The 22,655-nt window shown below is 46.4% G+C and carries 21 protein-coding genes and 2 pseudogenes; 4 read left to right on the top strand and 19 right to left on the bottom strand.

What is annotated here, in order from left to right:
• Positions 1–209: 209 nt before the first annotated feature.
• The 19 genes and pseudogenes from moaA to L693_RS29865 form a co-directional block, all read right to left on the bottom strand.
• Positions 210–1,226 carry a GTP 3',8-cyclase MoaA gene (gene moaA, locus L693_RS0109090; protein WP_025716995.1) on the bottom strand — a complete coding sequence of 339 codons (1,017 nt, stop codon included), beginning with the start codon at positions 1,224–1,226 and terminating at the stop codon, positions 210–212.
• Positions 1,227–1,263: 37 nt separating this feature from the next.
• Complete coding sequence (locus tag L693_RS0109085) at positions 1,264–1,497, bottom strand: MoaD/ThiS family protein (protein WP_025716994.1); 234 nt, start codon at positions 1,495–1,497, stop codon at positions 1,264–1,266.
• Positions 1,490–1,933: a molybdenum cofactor biosynthesis protein MoaE gene (locus L693_RS0109080; protein ID WP_025716993.1), complete on the bottom strand. Its 444-nt coding sequence runs from the start codon at positions 1,931–1,933 to the stop codon at positions 1,490–1,492. The genes L693_RS0109085 and L693_RS0109080 overlap by 8 nt, the downstream gene beginning before the upstream one ends.
• 88 nt (positions 1,934–2,021) lie before the next feature.
• Positions 2,022–3,041, bottom strand: a complete 1,020-nt coding sequence (locus L693_RS0109075; protein ID WP_025716992.1) for a ThiF family adenylyltransferase — start codon at positions 3,039–3,041, stop codon at positions 2,022–2,024.
• 101 nt (positions 3,042–3,142) lie between these two features.
• Positions 3,143–4,357 (bottom strand): nitrate/nitrite transporter, encoded by a 1,215-nt coding sequence (locus L693_RS0109070; protein ID WP_025716991.1) that lies wholly within the window; start codon positions 4,355–4,357, stop codon positions 3,143–3,145.
• 205 nt (positions 4,358–4,562) lie between these two features.
• Positions 4,563–5,210, bottom strand: coding sequence for a response regulator transcription factor (locus L693_RS0109065; RefSeq protein ID WP_043922938.1), 648 nt, complete (start codon positions 5,208–5,210; stop codon positions 4,563–4,565).
• Positions 5,211–5,217: 7 nt separating this feature from the next.
• Positions 5,218–6,282 carry a sensor histidine kinase gene (locus L693_RS0109060; RefSeq protein ID WP_025716990.1) on the bottom strand — a complete coding sequence of 355 codons (1,065 nt, stop codon included), beginning with the start codon at positions 6,280–6,282 and terminating at the stop codon, positions 5,218–5,220.
• A gap of 1 nt (position 6,283) precedes the next feature.
• The gene (locus L693_RS0109055; protein ID WP_025716989.1) at positions 6,284–6,736 is read right to left on the bottom strand and encodes a GAF domain-containing protein; all 453 of its coding nucleotides are present in this window, start codon (positions 6,734–6,736) and stop codon (positions 6,284–6,286) included.
• Positions 6,737–6,782: 46 nt separating this feature from the next.
• Complete coding sequence (gene narI / locus L693_RS0109050) at positions 6,783–7,466, bottom strand: respiratory nitrate reductase subunit gamma (RefSeq protein ID WP_025716988.1); 684 nt, start codon at positions 7,464–7,466, stop codon at positions 6,783–6,785.
• The gene (narJ, locus tag L693_RS0109045; RefSeq protein WP_025716987.1) at positions 7,463–8,029 is read right to left on the bottom strand and encodes a nitrate reductase molybdenum cofactor assembly chaperone; all 567 of its coding nucleotides are present in this window, start codon (positions 8,027–8,029) and stop codon (positions 7,463–7,465) included. The genes narI and narJ overlap by 4 nt, the downstream gene beginning before the upstream one ends.
• Complete coding sequence (narH, locus tag L693_RS0109040; protein ID WP_025716986.1) at positions 8,022–9,617, bottom strand: nitrate reductase subunit beta; 1,596 nt, start codon at positions 9,615–9,617, stop codon at positions 8,022–8,024. The genes narJ and narH overlap by 8 nt, the downstream gene beginning before the upstream one ends.
• Positions 9,607–13,281 (bottom strand): nitrate reductase subunit alpha, encoded by a 3,675-nt coding sequence (locus L693_RS0109035; protein WP_025716985.1) that lies wholly within the window; start codon positions 13,279–13,281, stop codon positions 9,607–9,609. Before L693_RS0109035 ends, narH begins: the two co-directional genes overlap by 11 nt.
• A gap of 162 nt (positions 13,282–13,443) precedes the next feature.
• Entirely contained in the window at positions 13,444–14,121 is a 678-nt protein-coding gene (gene modB, locus L693_RS0109030) for a molybdate ABC transporter permease subunit (protein WP_025716984.1), read from the bottom strand.
• Positions 14,118–14,666: pseudogene (modA, locus tag L693_RS0109025) on the bottom strand (molybdate ABC transporter substrate-binding protein); the annotation flags it as partial. The gene modB and the pseudogene modA, both read right to left, overlap by 4 nt.
• Positions 14,667–14,703: 37 nt before the next feature.
• Complete coding sequence (gene ric / locus L693_RS0109020; RefSeq protein WP_025716982.1) at positions 14,704–15,411, bottom strand: iron-sulfur cluster repair di-iron protein; 708 nt, start codon at positions 15,409–15,411, stop codon at positions 14,704–14,706.
• A gap of 33 nt (positions 15,412–15,444) precedes the next feature.
• Positions 15,445–16,774 (bottom strand): annotated as a pseudogene (hemG, locus tag L693_RS0109015) (protoporphyrinogen oxidase).
• Positions 16,771–17,874: a TIGR04053 family radical SAM/SPASM domain-containing protein gene (locus L693_RS0109010; RefSeq protein WP_025716981.1), complete on the bottom strand. Its 1,104-nt coding sequence runs from the start codon at positions 17,872–17,874 to the stop codon at positions 16,771–16,773. The pseudogene hemG and the gene L693_RS0109010 overlap by 4 nt, the downstream one beginning before the upstream one ends.
• A 15-nt stretch (positions 17,875–17,889) precedes the next feature.
• Complete coding sequence (locus tag L693_RS0109005) at positions 17,890–18,678, bottom strand: YwiC-like family protein (protein ID WP_025716980.1); 789 nt, start codon at positions 18,676–18,678, stop codon at positions 17,890–17,892.
• A gap of 225 nt (positions 18,679–18,903) precedes the next feature.
• A complete protein-coding gene (locus tag L693_RS29865) occupies positions 18,904–19,074 on the bottom strand; it encodes a hypothetical protein (RefSeq protein WP_155983791.1) in 171 nt (56 codons plus the stop codon).
• A 115-nt stretch (positions 19,075–19,189) separates the two neighbouring features.
• Here L693_RS29865 and L693_RS0108995 point away from each other — a divergent pair, with 115 nt between their 5' ends.
• The 4 genes from L693_RS0108995 to L693_RS0108980 all read left to right on the top strand — a co-directional run bounded on the left by L693_RS0108995 (position 19,190) and on the right by L693_RS0108980 (position 22,638).
• Complete coding sequence (locus L693_RS0108995; protein ID WP_025716979.1) at positions 19,190–19,936, top strand: hypothetical protein; 747 nt, start codon at positions 19,190–19,192, stop codon at positions 19,934–19,936.
• Positions 19,937–20,202: 266 nt separating this feature from the next.
• Complete coding sequence (locus L693_RS0108990; RefSeq protein WP_025716978.1) at positions 20,203–21,288, top strand: WXG100 family type VII secretion target; 1,086 nt, start codon at positions 20,203–20,205, stop codon at positions 21,286–21,288.
• Between the two features lie 35 nt (positions 21,289–21,323).
• Complete coding sequence (locus tag L693_RS0108985) at positions 21,324–22,160, top strand: hypothetical protein (RefSeq protein ID WP_025716977.1); 837 nt, start codon at positions 21,324–21,326, stop codon at positions 22,158–22,160.
• On the top strand, positions 22,153–22,638 hold the full coding sequence (locus L693_RS0108980) for a DUF5381 family protein (protein WP_025716976.1): 486 nt from the start codon (positions 22,153–22,155) through the stop codon (positions 22,636–22,638). The genes L693_RS0108985 and L693_RS0108980 overlap by 8 nt, the downstream gene beginning before the upstream one ends.
• The last annotated feature ends 17 nt before the right edge of the window (positions 22,639–22,655 follow it).

Below are 22,655 nucleotides of genomic sequence, written 5' to 3'. Positions count from 1 at the left end.
AACGTGCGGGATATTGTAAAGCTCGTATTCTAAAAAGAAAAGGCAAAACCCAACACATGGAAATCCAGTTCCATGTCCCGGGTTTTGCCTTTTCAGTAACAATCCCAAGATCATAATAACATCGAATTTAAGATTTGCCAACAAAAATGCTTACGCTTTCTTTTTGGGGGCAACCACATCAAATACAGCACATTTCCATGATATAAAATTCAGCCCCCAATGTAGGACATGTTAATCTTTTTTCTGTTGTTTGCGGTCTGTTCAGTACGTTCATCAGAATACTGGTCTATGCGTTGTTCCCATACTGAAGTAATCGCATCAAGTAGTTCCTGGTCATTCACTCCGTTACGAAGCATCTGGCGTAGATCAAATCCGCCTGAAGCAAACAAACACGTATAAAACCTGCCGTCAGAGGATAAGCGGGCACGCGTACAGGACGAGCAAAACGATTCAGAAACTGAAGTAATAAAGCCAACCTGCGCATCGCTGTCTTTATAACGATAACGTTTTGCCACTTCTCCAAAGTAATTCCCGTCCATCGGCTCCAGCTCATACATATTCTTAAGTCGTTCAACTATTTCTTTTTTGGTTATTACCTTGTTGAAGCTCCATCCGGTGTCGTTCCCTACATCCATAAACTCAATAAAACGAAGAGTTATTCCCTTCTCCTTGAAATAAGCAGCCATCGGCAAAATTTCAGAATCATTAACACCTTTTTGAACCACCATATTGACCTTGATCTCAAAGCCGATTTCTTGTGCATATTCGATCTGCTTCAAAATAAAATCAGGCTTAATCCCACGCCCATTCAACCGCCCAAACAGCTCGGGGTCCAGAGCGTCCACACTGACATTCAGCCGTCGCAGCCCCGCGTCATAGAGAGGCTTAGCCTGCTGTCCTAGCAGCACACCGTTGGTGGTTAAGCCGACATCTTCCACTCCGTTGATGGACAGAATTTGGGAAACAAGGTCGGATAGGTTCGGACGCATTAATGGTTCGCCGCCTGTAAGCCGAATTTTTTTTACCCCCAGGCACACAAAAAGCTTTGCCAGCCGGTAGATCTCTTCAAACGACAGACATTCACTTTTGGGAAGAAAGGCAAAATCGTCGCCGAAGATTTCTTTGGGCATACAGTAGGAACAGCGGAAATTGCAGCGGTCCGTAACAGATATGCGTAAATCACGAATCGGTCGCCGCAATGTGTCCTTCAGCGGATACGAATTCATACGTTTCCTCCTTTCCTCGTGTTTAGGAGCGTTATCATCAGCCGCCGCTGACAGGCGGAATGAGGGCTGCAACGTCTCCATCCTGCAACACATCCGTGGACAACGCATACTCCTCATTTATCGCAATTCGCACAGACTGCATCGGCATATCTGGGTATTGATCTGTTATCCAATTGGATAAATCGCCTACAGTTTGGCCCGCCAAATCTGCCAATTCTTCTGTTGTTCCTGTCACCTCACGGAGTCCCGCAAAATAGTACAGCTTAATCATGACTGATCTCCCTCGGCTTTTTCTTTTGATATCCAACCCACTGCGTTCCATCTTCCCAAATCTCTTGTTTCCAAATGGGAACGATTTCCTTGATTCGCTCGATCGCGTATTCATTCGCCTCATACGCATCCGAACGATGAGGTGAAGAAACGGCGATGACTACGGCGATATCGCCGATTTGAAGCTCACCAATCCGGTGCGCGATGGCCACTCGTGTCCCTTTCCATTTCTGTTCGATTTCGTGACCAATCTCCGCGAGCTTTTTTTGGGCCATGGGTACATAGGCCTCATAAGCGAGGTATAAGGTCCTTACCCCTTGAGTCCACTCGCGTACGTGTCCTGTAAACACAGTCACCGCTCCCGCATCCGGCCTTAGGACATAATCCGCATAAGTCTGCGGGACAATGGGCTCTGTCACGATTTCAAAAATACTCATCTTTTCCACCTTCCAGCCACCTTGCAAACTACTCTCTGATGACAAACTCTATCTAATAACTTCTGCCTCTTATATCTACATTCTCTATTTAGCCGAACAGCTGATGATATAGTTTTTGACCGCAGGCAGTGCTACGGATACCATGAATGAGAAGCCTTCCGTTTTTAAATAAAATCATTCGATGCTTAAAAGCATAAAATTCAACAAAATAAGGGGTTCTTTTTACGCTATCCGCTATAAGGCTACCCATTTTCTCTGCATCGTCAAGCGTAATCGGACGATGGGGGTCTGGAAGAACCTGTACAACATCCCGTCCACACAGCGCAGCATACGCCGAGCGGCGTGGTGCTGACAATGCAGGAAATGTAGGATGTTCTCCACAGGTTGAACAATCATGATTACGGATACGGGAAATCCCTATATCCATCTGCGTGTTCTCCCATAGATCAAATAGATGAACCTTGCGGCGCATCTTATCACGTCTGCCGCTCAGCCACTTCATGGCTTCTGTACATTGGAGGGCTGCTGTCACCTGGACTGCGGGCGAGATGATTCCAGCCGTATCGCAGGTCTGATTGATCGCTGGCAGCGATGGCAGAAGACAGCGAAAACAAGCTGACTCGCCCGGCACGAATGGAAAAACGACGCCTGTGCTTCCAACACAGGCTCCGTAAATCCATGGAATTTCGGCCTTCAGTGCAGCATCGTTTATAAGTAAACGAGTTTCAAAGTTGTCCGTAGCATCCATCAGCAATGTGCTTTTGCCGGCAAGCTCTTGAACAAGCTCGGCATCCAGGTTGTCGAGATATGTGTACAACCGCACGTCTTCTCGTATGGCCTTCAATCTTTTTTCGGCAGCCATGACCTTGGGTAGCATTTCCGCAGCATCCTGCTCCGTAAACAGCTGCTGACGTTGCAGGTTTGACACCTCCACATAATCCCGGTCGATAAGATGAAGCTCCCCAACGCCTGCTCTGACCAGTGTTTCGGCAATGGCCGAACCCAATGCCCCGCAACCAATGATGGTAACGACAGCAGCGGACAGATTACGCTGCCCTTCGCCCCCGATGGGTTTAAATAAGATCTGTCTTGAATAACGTTCATTCATCACAATGTCCTCCTGGCGTTGAAGAACGGCCGACAATTTCAAGTTTTTTTCCGGTGTCTTCCGGATGGATCGCTAAAGGTGCCGTTAAAACACCTCTGCTTTTACTTTTGGAGTTCTTTTCGTATCTCAAGGTTACTTTGCCCCGCCGAATTGAACGCTTCGGTAGCCACATTCAAGCGTGCTTGATAATACAGCCAGCCGACGAGTATCAAACTAGCCAGTGCCACTTGGGAGAGCAGCATAAACCCAATGGAATATTGGCCAGTAGCAGCATGAATCGTCGATAACAAGATCGGAGGGAAAAAGCCGCCGAGACCGCCCATCATGGATACAATTCCGTTAACTATGCCTGCCTGTTTATTAAAGTAAAATGGGACTAGCTTGAAAATGACACCGTTCCCCATTCCAGCACATACAGCGATAGCCAGGCAGCCTACTGTATACAGGGTGATCCCTGGTGAAAAAGCCAAAAGAATCGCAGCGACCGTATAAACGGCAAACGTACCTACCAGCAGGAACAAGGGCTGGAAGCGATCCGCCAGCCAGCCACCAATGGGGCGGAAGAATGTGGCAATCGCGATAAAGCCTGCTGTACGCATCCCTGCATCCACTTTAGCGAGATCAAAATTCGATACAAGGAAATTCGGCAAGTACACCGTAAACGCTACAAATGAGCCAAACGTAATAAAGTAAAAGAGCGAGAAAAACCAAAGCTTTTCATTTTTGTAAACCCCTTTGATCTGCTCCATAATGGGTGTCTTTACTTTAGCTTCATGACGGTCCCCTAAAAAGAAATTCAAAACGATAAAAACAAGCAATAGAATAAGGTACAGCTTGACCGTAAATGCCCACCCTACCTGCGTCGCTACAATTGGAGCAGAGAAGGTAGTTACCGCTGTCCCCAGGTTCCCCACACCATACATCCCGTTTACAAATCCATGCTTTTCCTTTGGATAATACTTCGGCAGCGAAGTCACCCCAACCGAGAACACCGCTCCTCCGATTCCAAGGAACAAGCCACCGATAATTAAATCCATCATCGTAGAAGCTTCACTAATATAGTAAACTGGAAATAAAAGCAAAATAAAGCTAATGAGAAAAACGATTCTTGCTCCGAAGATGTTGGCATAATAGCCTAACGGAATGCGCAGAATCGATCCGAGCACGACCGGAATCGCCGTGACCATGGCCAATTTTCCGGGTGGAATAGCAATATCCTCGGTAATAAACGGCATGAGGGAAGAAATGATAACCCATACCATAAATCCAAGGATCAAGTTCATTGTTTGTAGCGGCAACTGTAACTTTCTAACCATTTAACTCACCTTTTCCAACGTTTTTTCTGTCGAATTATAAATTTAATTTACTGTCCCCATTGTAGCCGCTAGCCGATCTTATCGAATATAGGGGACTCCCCTTTCCCTAACGGTGGAGTCCCTGAAAATAAAAAAAGTCGCCTCTATCAAGAAGCGACTTGGTTTGGTCAAGAGACTTTTTTCATAAAATATCCCTTTTCAACGCCTAAAAATCCAGCATTTTTTTCTTTAATGCATATTGGACCAGCTCCGGCCGACTTCTTAAGTTCAACTTCTCCATAATTTTTGCTTTGTTCGCTTCCACCGTCTTGACAGAGATGAACAGCTTTTCGGCAACTTCCTTGTTACCGTATCCTTTTGCGACCAGAGGCAGAATCTCCAACTCCCGCTTTGACAGGATCTCGTACGGATCTTCTGTCTGTGATGTTGTATCTTTCTTGATGAATTCACGAACAAGAGAAGTGGCCATTTTAGGATGGATATAGGTTCCACCCCCATGGATGGTTCGTATGGCAAGCAATAGCTCCTCATCCGGTGCATTTTTTAAAACATATCCTGAAGCACCATTCTTCAAAATATGAAATAGATATTCTTCATCATCATGCATGGTCAGAATCAGAATTTTAGTATCAGGATGGTCCTCTTTAATCTTGCCTGTGGCGATCAATCCACTCTCGCCTGGCGGCATGCTGAGGTCCATGATTAGAATATCCGGCCGATGTTTAGCTACCATTGTGTATGCTTCAATTCCGTCTGCAGCCGTTCCGACAACCTCCATATCCGGTTGGAAGTTGAGAATCATGGAAAATCCGCTTCGTACAATCGCATGGTCATCTGCCAACACAATTTTGATCAAGTCTCTATTCCTCCTCATGTCCAATCGGAATTTGTAAAAAGACTTTGGTTCCTTGACCAACATTCGAAAGGACGCCAAAACTTCCGCCTACCAGCTCTGCTCGCTCCTGCATACCATATAAACCAAGTCCCGTTCCAATAGGCTTGCTCCCTTTTTCAAAGCCAATCCCATCATCCTCTACAGTTAAACGAAGCGCATGATCATGCTCGGACAAAGAAACTTTGATCGTGTCTACCTGGGCATACTTCAAGGCATTGAGAACGGCCTCCTGACACACACGGTAAATGACGGTTTCCATTTCACTTCCATATCGCTTTCGGGGAAGATCGGATACGAACTCAACCACCAGACCATAGCTTTGCTCAATCCGCTTGAAATGGGAACGGAAGGCTGCTTCAAGCCCAAAATCGTCAAGGGTGGCAGGACGGAGTTCCACAGACAAGTTGCGGATATCATCCAGCAATCGCGTCATGGATGCTTCGGTCTGCTTCATGTTTTTGAGGAGCTGGTCATCATTCGTCATATATTTTAACACTCGTAATTCAACAACCGCGCTCATCAATTCCTGAGCAACACTATCATGCAGCTCCCTGGAAAGCCGCTTGCGCTCACTTTCCTGCGCTTCAATGACATGCTTCATCATTTTGTTTTGATACAATTTTTCTTGCGTCTGAAATTGCGGGGTCAAATCTCTCAGCATCAATACCCGAATTCCATTTTCAGAATCAATCGTGTGAAAAGAAGCGGCAAAGGGAACCATTCCGTTTCGCTTTGTTTCCAAATAGACCTGGAAAGAAGCGAAATTTCTGGATTCGGGCATATTGAAATAACAATCAAGACAGGTGCGGGGCTCTGTGTCGCTTGTATAACCTCTGCACGTTCCGCATAAAGCTTTTTCCTTCCCTTCATAGAGTTGAATGAGGACGTCATCCCTCACGATCTCTTCAGCAGCCGGGTTCATAGCCAGGGTATCCCCTTGTCTATCAAAAAAGAAAATAGCTTCTGTACTGTTCTCAAACAATTTCAACATTAGCGAACTCAAAGAGTCGGTCCCTACAGACAATGTCAATTCATATCACTTCCTTCCCGTTCAGCTCTCCAATTCCTCTCCGCGCCAAGGCTTCCAAATCGCGCATCATGGCTTCGGTCATCAGCTGTTCTTTACGAAATCCACCAAGCAGTACACCCGCGACGCGAGCATCATTCCACAGGGGTACAGCCCCGAGACTCTGGAGCCTCTCGGATTGGACAATAGGATAGTTAAACAGGTTGTCTGCACCCACAAATTGATAAACAGATGGAATGAAAATGGATTTTCCGGTTTTAAACACGACCCCTGCTATGCCCTTTCCGGATTGCAGCACAATCCGTTTAAAGCGATCATTTAAATTCCCGGCCGCATTTTTCCATTTAATTACGTATTGATATTCGGCCGGTTCAACAAGAGCAAGCGCCATGAAATCATAACCGAAATGCTCGCGAATTCGCTCAAGCTCCCTTTGATAATCCATCCTATTATTCATCACTCTCTCCTAATTACAATTAGGAAAGAAGGCAGCGCCCGCTTTCCTAATTCGATTTATGTCTTCTGTACAGAATATAACTTCTGCGTACATAATTCAATGGAACACTCCACACATGAACAAGTCGGGTGAACGGCCAGAATGCAAAAATGGCAAAGCCCATAAGTACATGAAGCTTGAAAGACAACGGTACGTCTCTCATCAGTGACGGGTCGACACGGAATATGAATAAACCGCGGAACCAGATCGAGATGGTTTCCCTATAATCAAATTCAGGCTGTACTGCGTTCGTTACAAGAGTCGCAAACATCCCCATGCATACAAGGGCAAAAAGCATTAAGTTTACAATCAAATCAGAAGCTGAGCTTAAGCGGCGTACATTACGCATTGTAAAACGGCGAAAGGTGAGAATCAACATACCGAGGAAAGTTATGGCTCCAAATATGCCTCCAATATATACTGCTCCAATGTGATACAGATGATCGTTTACACCCAATGCGTGCATCAAGGTTTTTGGAATACCCAGACCGGATATGTGACCGAAAATAACCGGAATAATTCCCAGGTGGAATAAGAGACTGCCAATCATCAATTGTTTCTTTTCAATAAATTCACTTGATTTCGCCGTCCAATTGAACTGGTCCGTTCTGTAGCGAAAAATATGACCAACAATAAAAACAACCAAACACATATAAGGAAAAATAACCCACAAAAACTGCTCTAGCATCATAGCGTGGCTGCCTCCTGTTCTACGCAAGCTTTAAGCGTTTCGCGCAGCCCCTTGACCAGATGAAAATACGGGCTTTCCATTTTTTCCAGCGCTTTAAGCAAATGATAGGTGCCGTCTTCCAAAATCGCGACAGGCATGCGGAAGTTTTCTGTCGTCTTCGGATCTTGTGCCCATTCGGCGGCATACAAAAATTCACACATGAGTGGCAAGTAATCCGGCAGCTCTCCATCCGGCATTTCAAGACCGTACATCTCATACAAAACCTTTAACTTGACCAGCATTTGTCCTCTTTCTTTTGAATCTTCGAACTTGAAGTAAGTCATATATAGTGCGCAATTTTTTTGAAAATCGAAGGTTTCCGTATACATCTCCTGAATCTCTTCCATGCTGAATTCTTGCATAAGAGACCAGTACTTGTTAGCGTGCGTATACGCAGGATGACCCGGATCAAATGATGCTTCCAGAAAAGCCGGATGAAAATCCAGCTTTTCCGGGTACATGAGTTGTTGGGCGAAAAACCCGAATGAAGGCTTGCATTCATACAGCTTCGCTACATTAATCACGCCAAATACCCCCGTAGAAGTTTTCTTCATACATTTGCTTGCCTGTTTTTGAAGGCTCTTCCATTCCCATTGAGCTTTCCATTGAGCTTCCCAGGCTACAGCCGCTACAGCCGTCAGAACCACAAGCTTCCATATTCCCTAGTGTGTCGCCGAAACCAGCAGCTCCCTGGGCGCGGTATGGATTGTCATAACTCTCTTTATGTGATGTCGGAATGACGAAGCGGTCCTCATATTTGGCAATGGCTAATAGTCGGTACATCTGCTCCGCCTGACGTGGTGTCATACCGACGCGCTCAAGACGGCTTTCTTCGAAAGATTGTCCTGTGGACTGGGCACGCATATAGGCGCGCATCATAGCCATCCGTTGCAGGGATTCCTTCACCGTAACCGTGTCGCCCGCCGTCAGCATATTGGCAAGATACTGAACGGGCGTACGCATTTCTTCGATAGCCGGGAAAATCATATCCGGATTCTCGATCGAGTCTTTGCCTTCAAAGTAATTCATGATCGGGCTAAGTGGTGGTACATACCAGACCATAGGTAACGTGCGATATTCCGGGTGAAGCGGGAATGCCAGCTTGTATTCAATAGCAAGCTTGTAGACCGGCGAGTTCTGAGCGGCCTCAATCCAGTCTTGCGAGATACCATCTTTTTTCGCCTGAGCAATTACCTCCGGATCACTTGGGTCCAGGAACAGGTCGCATTGCGCTTTATACAGGTCCTTCTCATCCTCCATAGAAGCAGCCTCCTGCACTCGGTCCGCATCATACAGCAGAACACCGAGGTAGCGAATTCGTCCTGTACATGTCTCGGAGCAGACGGTTGGCAACCCGGCTTCCACACGTGGGAAACAGAAGGTACATTTCTCTGCTTTGTTCGTTTGCCAGTTGAAGTACACTTTCTTGTATGGACAGCCTGTCATGCAATACCGCCAGCCGCGGCAGGCTTCCTGATCCACGAGCACGATTCCGTCCTCGTCCCGTTTGTACATCGCGCCCGAAGGGCAGGATGCGACACAGCTTGGATTCAGGCAATGCTCGCAAAGCCGAGGGAGATACATCATGAACGACTTCTCAAAATTGAATTTGATCTCTTCTTCGATTTTCTGAATATTCGGATCAAGTGGCCCCGTTACATGGGCCCCCGCCAAGTCATCCTCCCAGTTTGGACCCCAATTCAGATCCATTTTTTCGCCCGTTACTGCGGAATGCGCACGCGCTACCGGAGAATGCTTTTGCTCTTTTGCGTTGGTCAAATGCTCATAATTATAAGTCCAAGGCTCATAATAATCTTTCATTTCCGGCATGTCGGGATTGTAGAAAATTTTGCCCAGCGCTATCTTGGATAGCTTGCTCCCTGATTTCAGTTCAAGCTTTCCTTTACGAAGCTGCCAGCCGCCCTTATATTGCTCCTGGTCTTCCCAGCGCTTTGGATAGCCAATGCCGGGTTTGGTCTCCACGTTGTTGAACCACATATATTCCGCGCCTTTGCGGTTTGTCCAAGTTGTTTTGCACGTCACGCTGCACGTATGGCAGCCAATACATTTATCCAGGTTCATGACCATGGCAATTTGAGCTTTAATCTTCAAGCCAGTTAACCTCCTTCATTTTACGTACCGCTACGTACACATCACGCTGGTTCCCGATCGGACCGTAATAATTGAACCCGTAGCTTAGCTGAGCATATCCGCCAACCATCTGGGTTGGTTTGAGATGAATTCTTGTTGGTGCATTATGGCTGCCCCCGCGCGTATCCGTGATTTCGGAGCCCGGCACTTGAATATGCTTGTCCTGAGCATGGTACATGAACATCGTTCCTCTTGGCATCCGGTGGCTGACAACTGCCCGTGCGGTTACGACACCGTTGCGGTTGTACACCTCTAACCAGTCATTGTCGGCAATGCCATGGGCCGCTGCGTCCTCGTTATTGATCCATACCGTAGGACCTCCGCGGAACAGCGTAAGCATATGCTGGTTATCCTGGTAGGTGGAGTGAATATTCCATTTACCGTGTGGAGTCAGATAACGAAGCACAAGTGAATCCTGACCGCCCTTGATTTCCCGATCACGCGCACCGAATACCATTGGCGGCAAAGTCGGTTTATAGACTGGCAATGACTCCCCAAACTGCTGGAAAATCTCATGATCGATGTAAAAATGCTGTCTTCCTGTCAACGTGCGAAACGGAACGAGACGTTCAATATTCGTTGTAAATGGCGAGTAGCGGCGTCCCTGCTTGTTTGATCCAGTAAACACCGGTGTCGGTATAACTTCACGCGGTTGTGCCGTGATGCTTTGGAACGTGATTTTTTCAGCAGCACGGTCGGCCGAGATGTCCATCAGCTTAACACCGTGTTCCTTTTCCGCCTCTTCATAAGCTTTTTGCGAGACACGGCCATTGGTTGCCGACGAAAGATGAAGAATCGTATCGGCCACTTGGCGGGCTGTCTGGATTTTCGGCAGTCCGTCTTTAATGGACTCATCGTAATAGACCCCGTTCAGCTTCTTCAGCTCCTCATATTCCTCCGCCACCGAGAAGCTAACGCCGTGCGCACCTGTCTTCCCGGTAGCCAAATTTGGACCGAGCGAGACATATTTATCGTATATTTTTGTATAATCGCGTTCTACAATGCTGAAATTCGGCATGGTTTTACCGGGAACGGCTTCGACCTCGCCCTTCGTCCAGTCCTTGACAAGACCCATTGGTTGCGAAATTTCACCTATGGAGTCATGTCCAAGCGGTGCAGTCACAACGTCTTTATATATTCCTGGCAGATGCTCTTTGGCCATTTCCGAGAAAGTTTCGGATAGATGACGGTAGATATCCCAGTCCGAGCGGGATTCCCAAAGAGGATTAACCGCCGGATTAAATGGATGCACGAACGGATGCATGTCTGTCGAGGACAAATCTGTCTTCTCGTACCAGGTTGCAGCCGGGAGTACAACATCCGCGTACAATGGGGTTGTTGTCATCCGAAAATCAAGTGAAACCACCAGATCAAGCTTTCCTTCTACATCTTCCCGCCAGACGATTTCCTCGGGTTTCTGCTCTTCGTTCGGCCGGGCCAGCAGCGCATCGGAGGCTCCGAGCAGATGCTTCATGAAATATTCCTGGCCCTTCGCCGAACTGGAAATCAGGTTGGAGCGCCAAATAAAGAGGGAGCGCGGGAAGTTCTCTGCTGCTCCTGGATCTTCAACCGCGAAACGAGTCTTTTGCGATTTAACCTCTTCTACAGCGTGATTAATAATGTCCGCGTTTGATTTCTTGCCCAGCTTCGCCGCCTCTTCGGCAAACAACAGGCTGTTCTTGTTAAACTGCGGATAAGAAGGCATCCACCCCAAACGGGCTGCCAACACATTGTAGTCTGCCGGATGCTGATATTTGACATCTCCGCCCGTCGGTGATTTCAGCGAATCCGTGCCGCTTTCTTCATAGCGCCACTGTTCTGTTGCAAAATAGAAGAATGAAGTGGCATTTTGCAATCGAGCTGGCCCCTGCCAGTCTTTGGCAAAGGCAATCGTGGACCAGCCTTCAATAGGACGGCACTTTTCTTGACCTACATAATGCGCCCAGCCCCCGCCGTTCACACCTTGAGAAGCAGTCAGCATTACCAGGTTCAAAATCGACCGATAGATGGTGTCACTATTGAACCAGTGATTGATCCCCGCTCCCATAATGATCATGGAACGCCCTTGGGTATCGATTGCGTTCTGAGCGAATTCCCGAGCAATCTGCACCACAACCGATGCCTTGACACTTGTGATCTTCTCCTGCCAGGCAGGGGTATAATGTGAATCCGCATCGTAATAATCCTTGGCGTTATGAGGGCTGTCGTTGCGAGCAATACCATACTGACTCATCATCAGATCGTATACGGTCGCTACGAAACGTTCCGAACCATCTGCCAGACGTACTTTTTTAGCCGGAATCACACGTTTGAACGTTCCATTACCCGAGTTATCAAAATAAGGGAATACGATTTCTTCCCATTGCTCGTCATGACCTTCCATCGTGAGCGCGGGCTCAACTCTCGTCCCATCTTCCCGCTCCAGAATCAGATTCCATTTCTTACCCTGCTCCCAGCGCTGTCCCATCGTACCATTCGGAACCAGCATTTCCTTCGTCGCTTCATCGTATATGACCGGTTTCCAGTCGGCATGCGGCGAAGCATCTCCCAGATCACTTGCCCGTAGGAAACGTCCACCTTTCCAGGCCCCCTCATGGGGATCAAGCAGGATCATAAATGGCATATCTGTATATTGCTTGGCATAATTAATGAACATCGGTTCCTGGCGTTCTTTGTAGAACTCATCCAGAATGACATGCGTCATAGCCTGTGCTACAGCAGCATCTGTACCTGGATTAGGGGCAAGCCAATTGTCAGCGAACTTCACATTCTCCGCCAGATCGGGTGCTATCGACACAACCTTCGTCCCTTTATAACGTACTTCCGTCATGAAGTGGGCATCCGGTGTCCGGGTAAGCGGCACATTCGATCCCCACATGATCAGGTAACTCGAGTTGTACCAATCAGAAGATTCAGGTACATCCGTTTGCTCACCCCAAATTTGAGGAGAAGCAGGCGGAAGATCGGCATACCAATCGTAAAAGCTCAACATTTCCCCACCAAGCAATGAAATGAACCGTGCTCCCGAGGCGTAGCTTATCATCGACATCGCCGGAATGGGCGTGAAGCCTGCAATCCTGTCAGGACCGTACTTACGGATGGTATAAATCAATTGCGCCGAGATCAGGCGTAGGACATCGTCCCAAGCCACACGAACATGGCCGCCTTTTCCGCGTGCCGATTTGTAGAGCTTGGCTTTCTCAGGGTCTTCTACAATACTCGCCCATGCGTCTACCGGATTGCTATGCTCCTTTATCGCAGCCAGCCATAGTCGCAACAGCTTGCCGCGCATATAAGGGTATTTCACACGTAACGGACTGTATTCATACCAGGAAAATGAAGCACCACGCGGGCATCCACGCGGCTCAAATTCTGGCATATCTGGACCGCAGGAGGGATAATCAATTTGCTGATTTTCCCAGGTGATAATGCCATTTTTAACAAAAACCTTCCAGCTACAGGAGCCAGTACAGTTAACACCGTGCGTCGTACGAATTACTTTGTCATGAGACCAACGCTGACGGTACACGTTTTCCCATTCTCTATTTTTTTCCTCAAGGATTGACCAGTTTCCGGAATAACTCTCGATCGGCTTAAAAAAATTGAGACTGTATTTCTTTTTCATCGATGATCAACGCTCCTTAGATTCATTCGCTTACTCTCATTATGTAATTCATTCATCTCTGTTCCCATTAGGGAATGTCCTATAGCGCTATAGAAAATCCCTCGTTCTATGAAAAGATACAAAAAAGCTTCCCTCTACTAGAAGGAAGCTTGTATAAAGTGGTTAATCGTTCTTTTGCCCCGTTAACAGGAGCATGATAAAGGAAATGAGTATGATAGAGCATGTCCAGGCCCAAGCCATAGGCAGATGACCAGAATCCACCGCGACATAAATGGCTGTAGGAATCGTTTGTGTTTTACCCGGAATATTTCCGGCAATCATCAACGTAGCACCAAATTCGCCCAGACTGCGGGCAAAACCGAGTATAAAGGCAGCTTTAAAAGAAGGAAAAGTTAAAGGAAAGGTAATATATCGGAAAACCTGCCACTCACTTGCTCCCATCGAGCGTCCCGCATCTTCCAGGTCACGATCAATAGAAGAAAAGCCCATTTTCAGCGTCCGATAAACAAGAGGAAAAGCCACAACTACTGCCGCTACCACCCCAGCCCACCACGAGAATACAATGGGTTCACCCAACCATTGCTCCACCAAATGGCCGAACCCACTTTTTCGTCCAAGTAATATTAACAGTAAAAAGCCAACAACAGTCGGCGGGAGTACCAAGGGCAGCATAAGCATGGTTTCAACGACCGTTTTCCCTGTAAACGCTCCTACCCGCGACATTGACCATGCCACAAACAAGCCAAATAGAATAACCAATACACTGGATAACAGTGCCACCTGCAACGATAACAGGATAGGAGGCCAATATTCATTCCAATCTATTGCTTGCATGCTCACTTCGGTATGGTAAATCCATACTTAGCCATAATATTCAAAGATTCTTGTGATTGAAGATAGGCATAGAAGTCCTCGGCTTCTTGCATGTGCTTTGAAGCTTTGATAATCCCAATCGGGTACTCAACAGATGAATAGGTTTTAGGGTCCACCTTAAAGGCAACTTTCGCCTTTTGCGAAGTCAACGCATCTGTTTTATATACGAAGCCGACATCAGCGTTTCCAGTCTCCACATATTGCAGCACTTGTCTAACGTCTTTTGCCTGAACGAGCTTGTCTTGTAACACGTCCCAAAGCTTCGTGTTTGTCAGCGCCTCCTGTGCATATTTGCCTGCAGGGACACTTTCAGGAATACCAATCGCCACTTTTTTTACTTCTTCCTTGGTTAAATCATTTACACTCGCAATGTTCATCGTTTCGTCTGTAGGAATAACGGCTACCAATTCGTTCGTCAGCCATTTTTTTTGTTTATCGCTCTCTATTAGCTGCTGATCTACGAGAGACTTCATGTTTTTCTTCGAAGCGGACAAAAACAAATCCGATGGCGCTTGACTCCTTAAGTTTAGTCTTTCATCATAAGATGGGTTATATTTTGAGCTGTGCCTGTCTTGTACGCTCGATTAATGTACAATTTTCAAGAAGAATATGATTAAAAATATCTGCTTCCAGATCCTCTAACCGCTTCAATACAAGCCGATGTGTACCACAAGCTTCCTGTGTCGGCTCAAAGCCGTTCGTTATCAAGCGCAGTTCCTTCAGCAGCTCCACTACAGCCTGATGCTCGTCTTGCAGCTTGGATACATGCGGATTCAGCGCGTTTGCCCCCTCAACGGTCGACTCCTGTAAAAACAATTCAATCATCGGAAATATATGCTCTTCCTCATTTTGAATATGATCCGATAAATTCTGTTTAAGTAAGGTATATAGCTCATTCACTCGTTTCAGATGCGGATAACGTTCGCCATGAACCCGCGTTAGCTTGGTTACATACGGTGTAAGCGCCGATAGTTCTTCGCGAAGCCTCGTATGATACGTATCCTGGATATAGGCGATTAGTTCTTTAGTTTCGAGTGAAGAAGGTTGCATTTGCTTATGCTGCGCCTGACTTTCCACCACTTCATGCACCTGCGCCAGCAGTTCACTAGCATTCAGACCTCGGCTGGCTGCCGCTTCCCGGAGTGGTATCTCCCCACCGCAGCAAAAGTCAATCCGCAGTTTACGAAACAAATCTCCCGTTTTGGGAACCTCTCTCACAATGTCTGCCACCCATGTTTCTTCCGTTAACTGGATCATTTCTACTTCCCCTATCTTGCTTTTATTTTATGTTCAGTTTTTAAAAGCTGAGGTCAGCTGTTCAGCCGCTTCTTTCCCTTGAGCGATACAATCTGGAATTCCAACGCCCCCATAACCAGCACCACATAGAAATACATTAGGAAAATACTGCGATAAATCATGTCTGACCTTTGCCATATGCTCTTTGTGTCCAATCGGATATTGCGGCATGGATTGATTACACCGACTAACCTCGGTGAATTCCGGTTCCGCATTCAGGCCCATTAAATCTTTCAAATCTTTGCGTGCGGCATCCACAAGCTCATCATCTGTCATCTGCATCCATTCCTGTGCACCTGCATGTCCGATATATGCTCGTAACAGCGTATATCCTTCAGGAGCCGTATGGCTCCACTTTGTCGAGGACCATGTACATGCTGTAATCCTTTTACCTTCCTTGCGCGGCACCAAAAAACCGGTTCCTTCAAAGGCAAGATTAAGCTCTGTATTTTTATAGGCAAGGGCTATATTGGCTACCGAAACGTAGTTGATCTTATTGAGCAAGCCGGCACTTGCAACACCGGAAAATAATTTAGCAGCCTCAAAGGCTGGAACAGCGCAGATCACTGCATCTGCTGCTATGTTTTGTCCATGATCCAAAATTACCTGATAGCCACCCTCTTTTCTTACTTCAGCCACACCCTGCCCCATAACAAAATGTACGGCATGCAGCCTTTCCTTTAACCGCTCCACGATTGTAGATAAGCCTTGCCGATATGAGAGAATGTTCCATTTGCTTAAATTGAGGAAAGGTTGACATTAAGCTGAGAGAATACGTATCGCCAGCGTAAATTCCAGATAGCAGAGGCTCTGTAATCTGGTTCAAAACTTCTTTGCCGAGGCGCCGCTTGATAAAATCCCCCAGAGATTCGTCCATATCACCTCGCTTGGCGGGAATAATTAAATCCAGGGCTGCGCGCGCTTTTCCCAGCGGAGAGATCAGCCCTGTCCGAATGAAGGGAGTTAGCTTCGTTGGAATGCCTAGAATGAAGCCCATCGGCATGGTGTGCAGCTTGCCCTTATGCAAAATGCAGGCAGACTTGGCCTTCGGGTTTGTCGACACCAGCTCTGCTTCCAGTCCCAATTCCACGGTCAGCTCCAGCATAGCCGTTTTTCTGGCCAGAAAAGCATCCGGTCCTTTTTCGATCATAAAATCATGATGACGAATGGTGTGTAGCTTTCCTCCCAGCCGGTCGCTTTTCTCGACCAGTGTAATCTCTACCTCTATTTGCTTCTCCTTAGCCAGCTTCTGCACATAAAAGGCAGCACTTAAACCGCTTATTCCTCCACCGAGAATAACGACTTTTTTAGGACTTTTTTTCATAAAAGCACTTTTCCTTCCTTAGCCCCAGGTATATACGCACAATAGGGGTCACTCTCCAAATAATCCCCTGTTATTGCAAAAGCCCTTGCTCTGGAGCCTCCGCAAATTGTATTGAATTCGCAGATTCCACATTTCCCTTTAAGCAGAGACTTATCTCTAAGCTTATTCATGACAGGAGAGTGCCGATAAATATGTGCCAGACTATCCTGTCGCACATTTCCGCATGCAAGGGGCAGGAAACCGCTCGGGTATACGTCGCCGATATGACTGATAAAAACAAATCCATCTCCATCATTTACGCCTTTAGGAGCACGCCCTAAAACATCTGCCCTTTTTTGTTCAAACGTCGCACCGTTCTTGCCTGCTCTGTGCTTTTCCTGCAATACAACCCTTCGATAATGTGGGGCTTCTGTAGCCTTTACACCGTAGGGCATCTGTTGTTGTATTTGATACAACCACTTCATTACAGCTTCATGTTCATCAGGCGTAATCATATCCTTCTCCATACCGCGCCCGGTTGGAACAAGGAAAAACAAGCTCCATAACACCGCCTGCATATCCTTTACCTTCTCTGCAATTTGCTCCAGATCGTGAAGATTGTACCGGGACACCGTCGTGTTTACTTGAATAGGAATGTTCATTTCCTTCAAATAACCAATTCCCCGCATGGTGGTATCGTAAGAGCCGACAGTACCCCGAAAATGATCGTGAATGTCTGCGCATGAACCGTCCAGGCTAAAAGCCCACCGTGATAAGCCAACTTGCTTTGCTTTTTCAACCGCTGCCCGGGTCACTTTAGGAGTGGCACTGGGAGTCATTGAAACCGACAGCTTTTTTTCTTCAATTGCATATTGAGCCAACTCAAACAAATCAGGCCGCGATAACGGATCTCCACCTGTGAAAACCACCAGCGGATGATTCATTTCAGCGATTTGATCTATTAGCTGCTTGCCTTCTTCTGATGTCAGCTGACGAGGGTCAGGCTTATACTGGGCTTCCGCTCTGCAGTGGAGGCATTTTAAAGCACATGCTCGCGTTACCTCCCAAATGACGATAAACGGGTTTTCGTGATAATCTCGTGGCATTTCCAAAGATATCATTGATGTCTCTCCTTTTTAGAAATATAAAAACAACACAGCTACATAGAGCATCAATGAAAATCCAATTTCAGCCATGCCGACTTGCTTTGCCTTTAATTCGAATTTAGGAAGCCATATAGCTCGTAATAATAAAATTAAAAAAGGAGCAGCCAAAAACAGCTTGATCCAGGCAGCAAACAGTACAATGATCAGATGATAGATGACTGAAGCATAATAATAACGTTTATTTTTTCTTTCACGGATGATCGTTTTAACATAAAGAGCAGTTCCCGTAAAATAAGACACCAGCAGCAAAAATAGCTCTGTCGATGTTCTCCAATCCCCTCCTTCACCAATATGAACAACAGGGTATATAAACGAACAAAAAACTATAATCGCAGCAATGTCATTAAGCAAGGCACGTTCATTTTTCATTTTGGCAAAGTACATATTAGCCATAAAAAAGAACAGTAACAGAACTCCATACCAGATCAACACAGGCTTTATCCATACCAGTGAAACTAAAAAAGGAAGTAGTATCGCTCCGTATACAACAGCGGGCTTACAGTATCTTTCACGGTTTCCTGTTTTAATCCATTGAAGAACCGGAAAACTGAATAAATAAATAAAAAACCAGCATACGAATAGAGGTATATGAATGAATTCCCTTGGAGAAGCCGCTAAACCGAATAAAAATGGAAGAATGAGCATGGCCCAGGCTCCATGCTGATTAGGTATATATCTACTGATCCCCTTCAAAATCTTGATCCTTTTTTCACAATGTTTATTATCTTTGTCACTTTGGTTAATCGATTCATCATCCATTCCCCCAAGATTAAATTTTTCATCTTCTCTAATTCTAAGTAATCTATTCAATTGAACCAATCAGGGAGTTCCCTTTTTCATATGGGGAAATAGCCTAGCCGGAAAACAACGGTGTTTGCCCAAGACGGAAGAAGTGAAGGAATTACGCAGAAGAAAAATTAAAAGTGGCACGCCAGACGGCATGCCACTTGATCAAAATTGTTCATTTTTTTAACTACGTCGCGTTCATTTTTTTGCCACTTGCAGGTGCAGCTCATGCAGCCTGCTCACAATCTCGTCATGTGTAATGGGTATCGGATCGAACATCAAGCCCTTACTTTTGGCAAATTCAACATCCTCGCCGGACAAAGGCCCTCGCTCCTGCTTCCAGCCGCTGGCGGACCAGTAGGTACTCATGAGTATTTTTCACTTTACAGTTTCCTATAATTCTCAATATATATTAAACTATAAATCAGCAGGCACAAAATAGTTTAAACATGAAATTCAAAACTTCGGAAGGGGAGAACTCATGATGCAAAAGCTTTGGCAAAAAGGGAAGTCTCTGTCCCTGCCTATTATGATGTCCGCATCGCTGATATCCGGGGCGGTGCTGTTAAGTATGCCTGCGGTGAGTGCATCTGCGGCCAAGGAATCGCTTCAGCTATCCGGTCAAACTACTTACTACGGAGAGGTTGAGAACGGACAGCCCAATGGACGTGGTACCATAAAATGGAGTGAAAACAAACAGTATTCGGGCGATTTTGTGAAAGGTAAGCGTACAGGTACCGGAAAATATATGAATCAATACACGGATGCAGATGGGCAAAATCATAAAGTGGTATACAACGGCACATGGAGCAATGACACCATGAGCGGTAAAGGCACGCAGACTGAACAAGTGACTCAAAGTGACGGAACGATCCGCTCGAACGGGATCCAAGTGGGTAATTTTCAGAACAACAGATTACAGAGCGGCTACCAAGTGATCCATGCTCTAGCCGATCCAGACTACAGCTTTACTTATCAAAACGGCATGGAAGTGCTAAATATCCTGCACAGCAATCAGAATCTAGTCCAGCAGTGGCAAAGCGGAGAGCTCTTCTCCGTAATATATAAAAATGGCTCCGTTCAAAAGGAATACTCCATGTTCCCTGAGGAGACAGCTACCAAGGAACGGCAAAGAAAAGCGGCCATCAAGTATCTCAAAGGGATTACCACCAAGGTCACCCCTTACTTGCAGCAGTTTGAAAAGCTGTCCAAGCAAATTCCGCTCAAATAAGCTGTCAGCGCGAAATATACTAGCTTATATGCAGAAAGGCCCCTCTTTCTTATGGAAAGTTCCATTTGAAAGAGGGGCTTTTTGCGTTTTCGATATCCCGATATAAGAATTTTGGATCATAAACACTCCTACCATTCTCCCCTATGCTTTCTCACGAACTCGTACAAACGACTTATTTTTGCTTGAAATCCCCTACTTTCTTTGCTAATGTCCACTGCATTCACTAAAATAAATATTAACAATTTTAATCATCCGAGGTGGAAATCATGGCTAAAATTATGGTTCCTCCTGAGAAACTAGAAGCGGTTTCCAGGCAATTTGCACAGGCACGCGAGTTGGGGGCACAAATTTGCGGACAACTGTCACAGCAGATTCAAATGCTGGAAAATGGCTGGGCAGGAACAACACAACAGCGTTTTTATCAGGATTTTCATCGAGCACGTGGGCAAATGGATGCCTTCACTCAAACTGTCGGTTCTGTCAGCACAGAGTTGCGTTCCATAGCAGTAAAGTTCAAGGAAACAGATACCCAGGCAGACGCAGGTATTAATAAAGGGGATCACAGCGGACAGAGCGGCAGCAGTGAGGGGGCAGCTTCCGAGAAAAAAGGCTCCGATCCCGCAGATATAGCCATTAACAGCCTTTCAGAGGCCAATAGGTGGCGGGGCCAGCTGGGCTTTGCCGGAACAGCTATCTATAGTGGCCTGGCTTCCACACTTGTGCTCACCAAAACAGTAGAATTCAAGAAAAGTCTGAAAAATCCCACTAGAGCGGTCATACATAATGCGGCCTGGGTGAAAGGTAAAGGAAGCAATGCTTTTATGCGTAATTTAGGCAAAAGCCTAAACCGCCAATTCGCCAAGCCAGGTATTGTAATGAAGGGTTTAAAGGGCTTTGACCGTTTAGCCGGAAAGCTTCAAATGGGAAAGCTTGGCTTGGGCTTCAACAAAGCCAATAGCTTTCCTCAGTGGACGCGGAACGTGATCGCCGGGGTGGAGAAAGGGCGTTACGGCATAGCCACCCGCCAAATTCCCGGCATGATCGCCAAGAAGCTGTACCCTATTAATGCCACCATGAATATTGTGGGCGAGGGTATCAGTCTGGCTGGAAAATGGAAAAGCGGGAAGCTTACCGGAACAGACGTGGCTGTGTCTGCTTCCAACGTAGCGATTAAAACCGCCGCAACCTATGGCGGCGCTGTTGCTCTGGGAGCCGTTGGCGGTGCCATCGGCGGTCCGGTTGGTGCAGCCGTCGGTGCTTACGTCGGCGGTACAGTGGGCAGCTGGGCAGGCGGAAAAGTCGCCAAATTCGCCGAAAAGGGCATTCGCTGGGCCAGCAAGCTATTTAAATAAGCATACGACCTAACAGATGAGAAAGGAGCCTGACTATGGACAAACATACGATAATTTTAACGCTTGAGGAACTAGGCTTTGCTTTGACTGCATTGGGCGCAGAAGATATGGCTTCCGGTCTGCTTCGATCTTATTATGGGGAACTGAGCGAAGATCGCTGGGAGCTGCTTTTTCATGCTGCAACCCACAGCCTGATATCCAAGGGACTGATGGAACAACGGGATGACGGACAGCAGCAGCTTGAATTTGATCCGTTCCTTGTTGAAATACTTGCTCAGCTCGTACAAAGCCGTCATATGCTGCGTGGATACAAGGAGCAGTCGGACAAACAGAATATATTGACCATACACAATGGAAATGACCGTTTTTTGTATCATTTCTCCAGCCATAATGAACTTCACTTCTTTCGCTGGTCTTTCCCAGAAGACTGGTATAACGACATTGGACAACTGTTCGGCCTGCTTCCTTCGGACTTTAAAAGTCACAGCCGATACGTCGATCTGACAGAAGAGCAATGGAACGAGTTAACCTCCTCCAACTTCACCATGCAGCGGACATCAGCTTGGAAACTTAGCGAGTCGGATCGGGAAGTGATACAAGTCTGGCATGAGGATTTTCAGTATAATTACAGATGCCTGGATAATTTGAGCCGGATGGTATACACAGATACAGATGAAGATGGGCCTTCCGTTACAGATCTGCTATTTGTTCTCAAAGGAGCAAATGATCTGTGGATCGTAAGAAATACAGAGCAAGATATGCAGGCTGCACCGTGTCTGCGAATGGAGAGTGTTACCGAGGCTGAATGGAGAGAACAGATGACCCATTTCATTCAGGCATTTGTAAACGATGAGGCGGTATTGCGTGGATAAAATTACATATCGCAGATCTTTGGCCTTTTGGAAGGCCATGGGGAGCTTGATGTTTGTACTTATTTGTCTGTTCTTGCTGCTGCTCATTTTTATCGACGAAGATATCACGGCTTTGCAAATCTTCTTCTTTATTACGTCAGCTATGATCGGAATCCCATTTTTCGGGGGTTATCTGGTTGCTTGTTTGAAAAGAACGCTTCGTAAGGATAACTACCTGTTCATCTTTGACGAGCACAGTATTTCCGATGGTATTCGAACTGTTCCATGGTCTGCAATCACAAAAGTCGAATTCGAAGGGGCATCCATCCGCAAATGGCTGCGCCCTCGTTTTCCCGCCTTTATTTTTTATCTTCATGACCGCAGCACCTGGGAAGTCAGTACCGATTATGTGTTGAACGATGCTGAGCTGAACCAAGCCGGGAAACAACTTCGAAATCTCATTAACCAGCATGGCAAGCCGAAAAAAAAGCGTTCCTGAATATCGTTCCTGAATAT

The organism is Paenibacillus sp. 1-18, from assembly GCF_000520755.1.
GTDB classification, from domain to species: Bacteria; Bacillota; Bacilli; order Paenibacillales; family Paenibacillaceae; genus Paenibacillus; species Paenibacillus brasilensis.
The sequence above is the reverse complement of the archived record's forward strand: the minus strand, read 5'-3'. Positions and strand labels throughout refer to the sequence as shown.

Excerpts from the sequence above, each read along its gene's own strand:
- L693_RS0109075 (WP_025716992.1), bottom strand. The coding sequence starts at position 3,041 with ATGAATGAACGTTATTCAAGACAGATCTTATTTAAACCCATCGGGGGC.
- L693_RS0108995 (WP_025716979.1), top strand. The coding sequence starts at position 19,190 with ATGCAAAAGCTTTGGCAAAAAGGGAAGTCTCTGTCCCTGCCTATTATG.
- L693_RS29865 (WP_155983791.1), bottom strand. The coding sequence starts at position 19,074 with ATGAGTACCTACTGGTCCGCCAGCGGCTGGAAGCAGGAGCGAGGGCCT.
- ric (WP_025716982.1), bottom strand. The coding sequence starts at position 15,411 with ATGATCCAGTTAACGGAAGAAACATGGGTGGCAGACATTGTGAGAGAG.
- L693_RS0108990 (WP_025716978.1), top strand. The coding sequence starts at position 20,203 with ATGGCTAAAATTATGGTTCCTCCTGAGAAACTAGAAGCGGTTTCCAGG.
- L693_RS0108985 (WP_025716977.1), top strand. The coding sequence starts at position 21,324 with ATGGACAAACATACGATAATTTTAACGCTTGAGGAACTAGGCTTTGCT.
- L693_RS0109055 (WP_025716989.1), bottom strand. The coding sequence starts at position 6,736 with ATGAATAATAGGATGGATTATCAAAGGGAGCTTGAGCGAATTCGCGAG.
- L693_RS0109070 (WP_025716991.1), bottom strand. The coding sequence starts at position 4,357 with ATGGTTAGAAAGTTACAGTTGCCGCTACAAACAATGAACTTGATCCTT.
- L693_RS0109080 (WP_025716993.1), bottom strand. The coding sequence starts at position 1,933 with ATGAGTATTTTTGAAATCGTGACAGAGCCCATTGTCCCGCAGACTTAT.
- L693_RS0109005 (WP_025716980.1), bottom strand. The coding sequence starts at position 18,678 with ATGGATGATGAATCGATTAACCAAAGTGACAAAGATAATAAACATTGT.
- moaA (WP_025716995.1), bottom strand. The coding sequence starts at position 1,226 with ATGAATTCGTATCCGCTGAAGGACACATTGCGGCGACCGATTCGTGAT.
- L693_RS0109085 (WP_025716994.1), bottom strand. The coding sequence starts at position 1,497 with ATGATTAAGCTGTACTATTTTGCGGGACTCCGTGAGGTGACAGGAACA.
- L693_RS0109010 (WP_025716981.1), bottom strand. The coding sequence starts at position 17,874 with ATGATATCTTTGGAAATGCCACGAGATTATCACGAAAACCCGTTTATC.
- narI (WP_025716988.1), bottom strand. The coding sequence starts at position 7,466 with ATGATGCTAGAGCAGTTTTTGTGGGTTATTTTTCCTTATATGTGTTTG.
- L693_RS0109035 (WP_025716985.1), bottom strand. The coding sequence starts at position 13,281 with ATGAAAAAGAAATACAGTCTCAATTTTTTTAAGCCGATCGAGAGTTAT.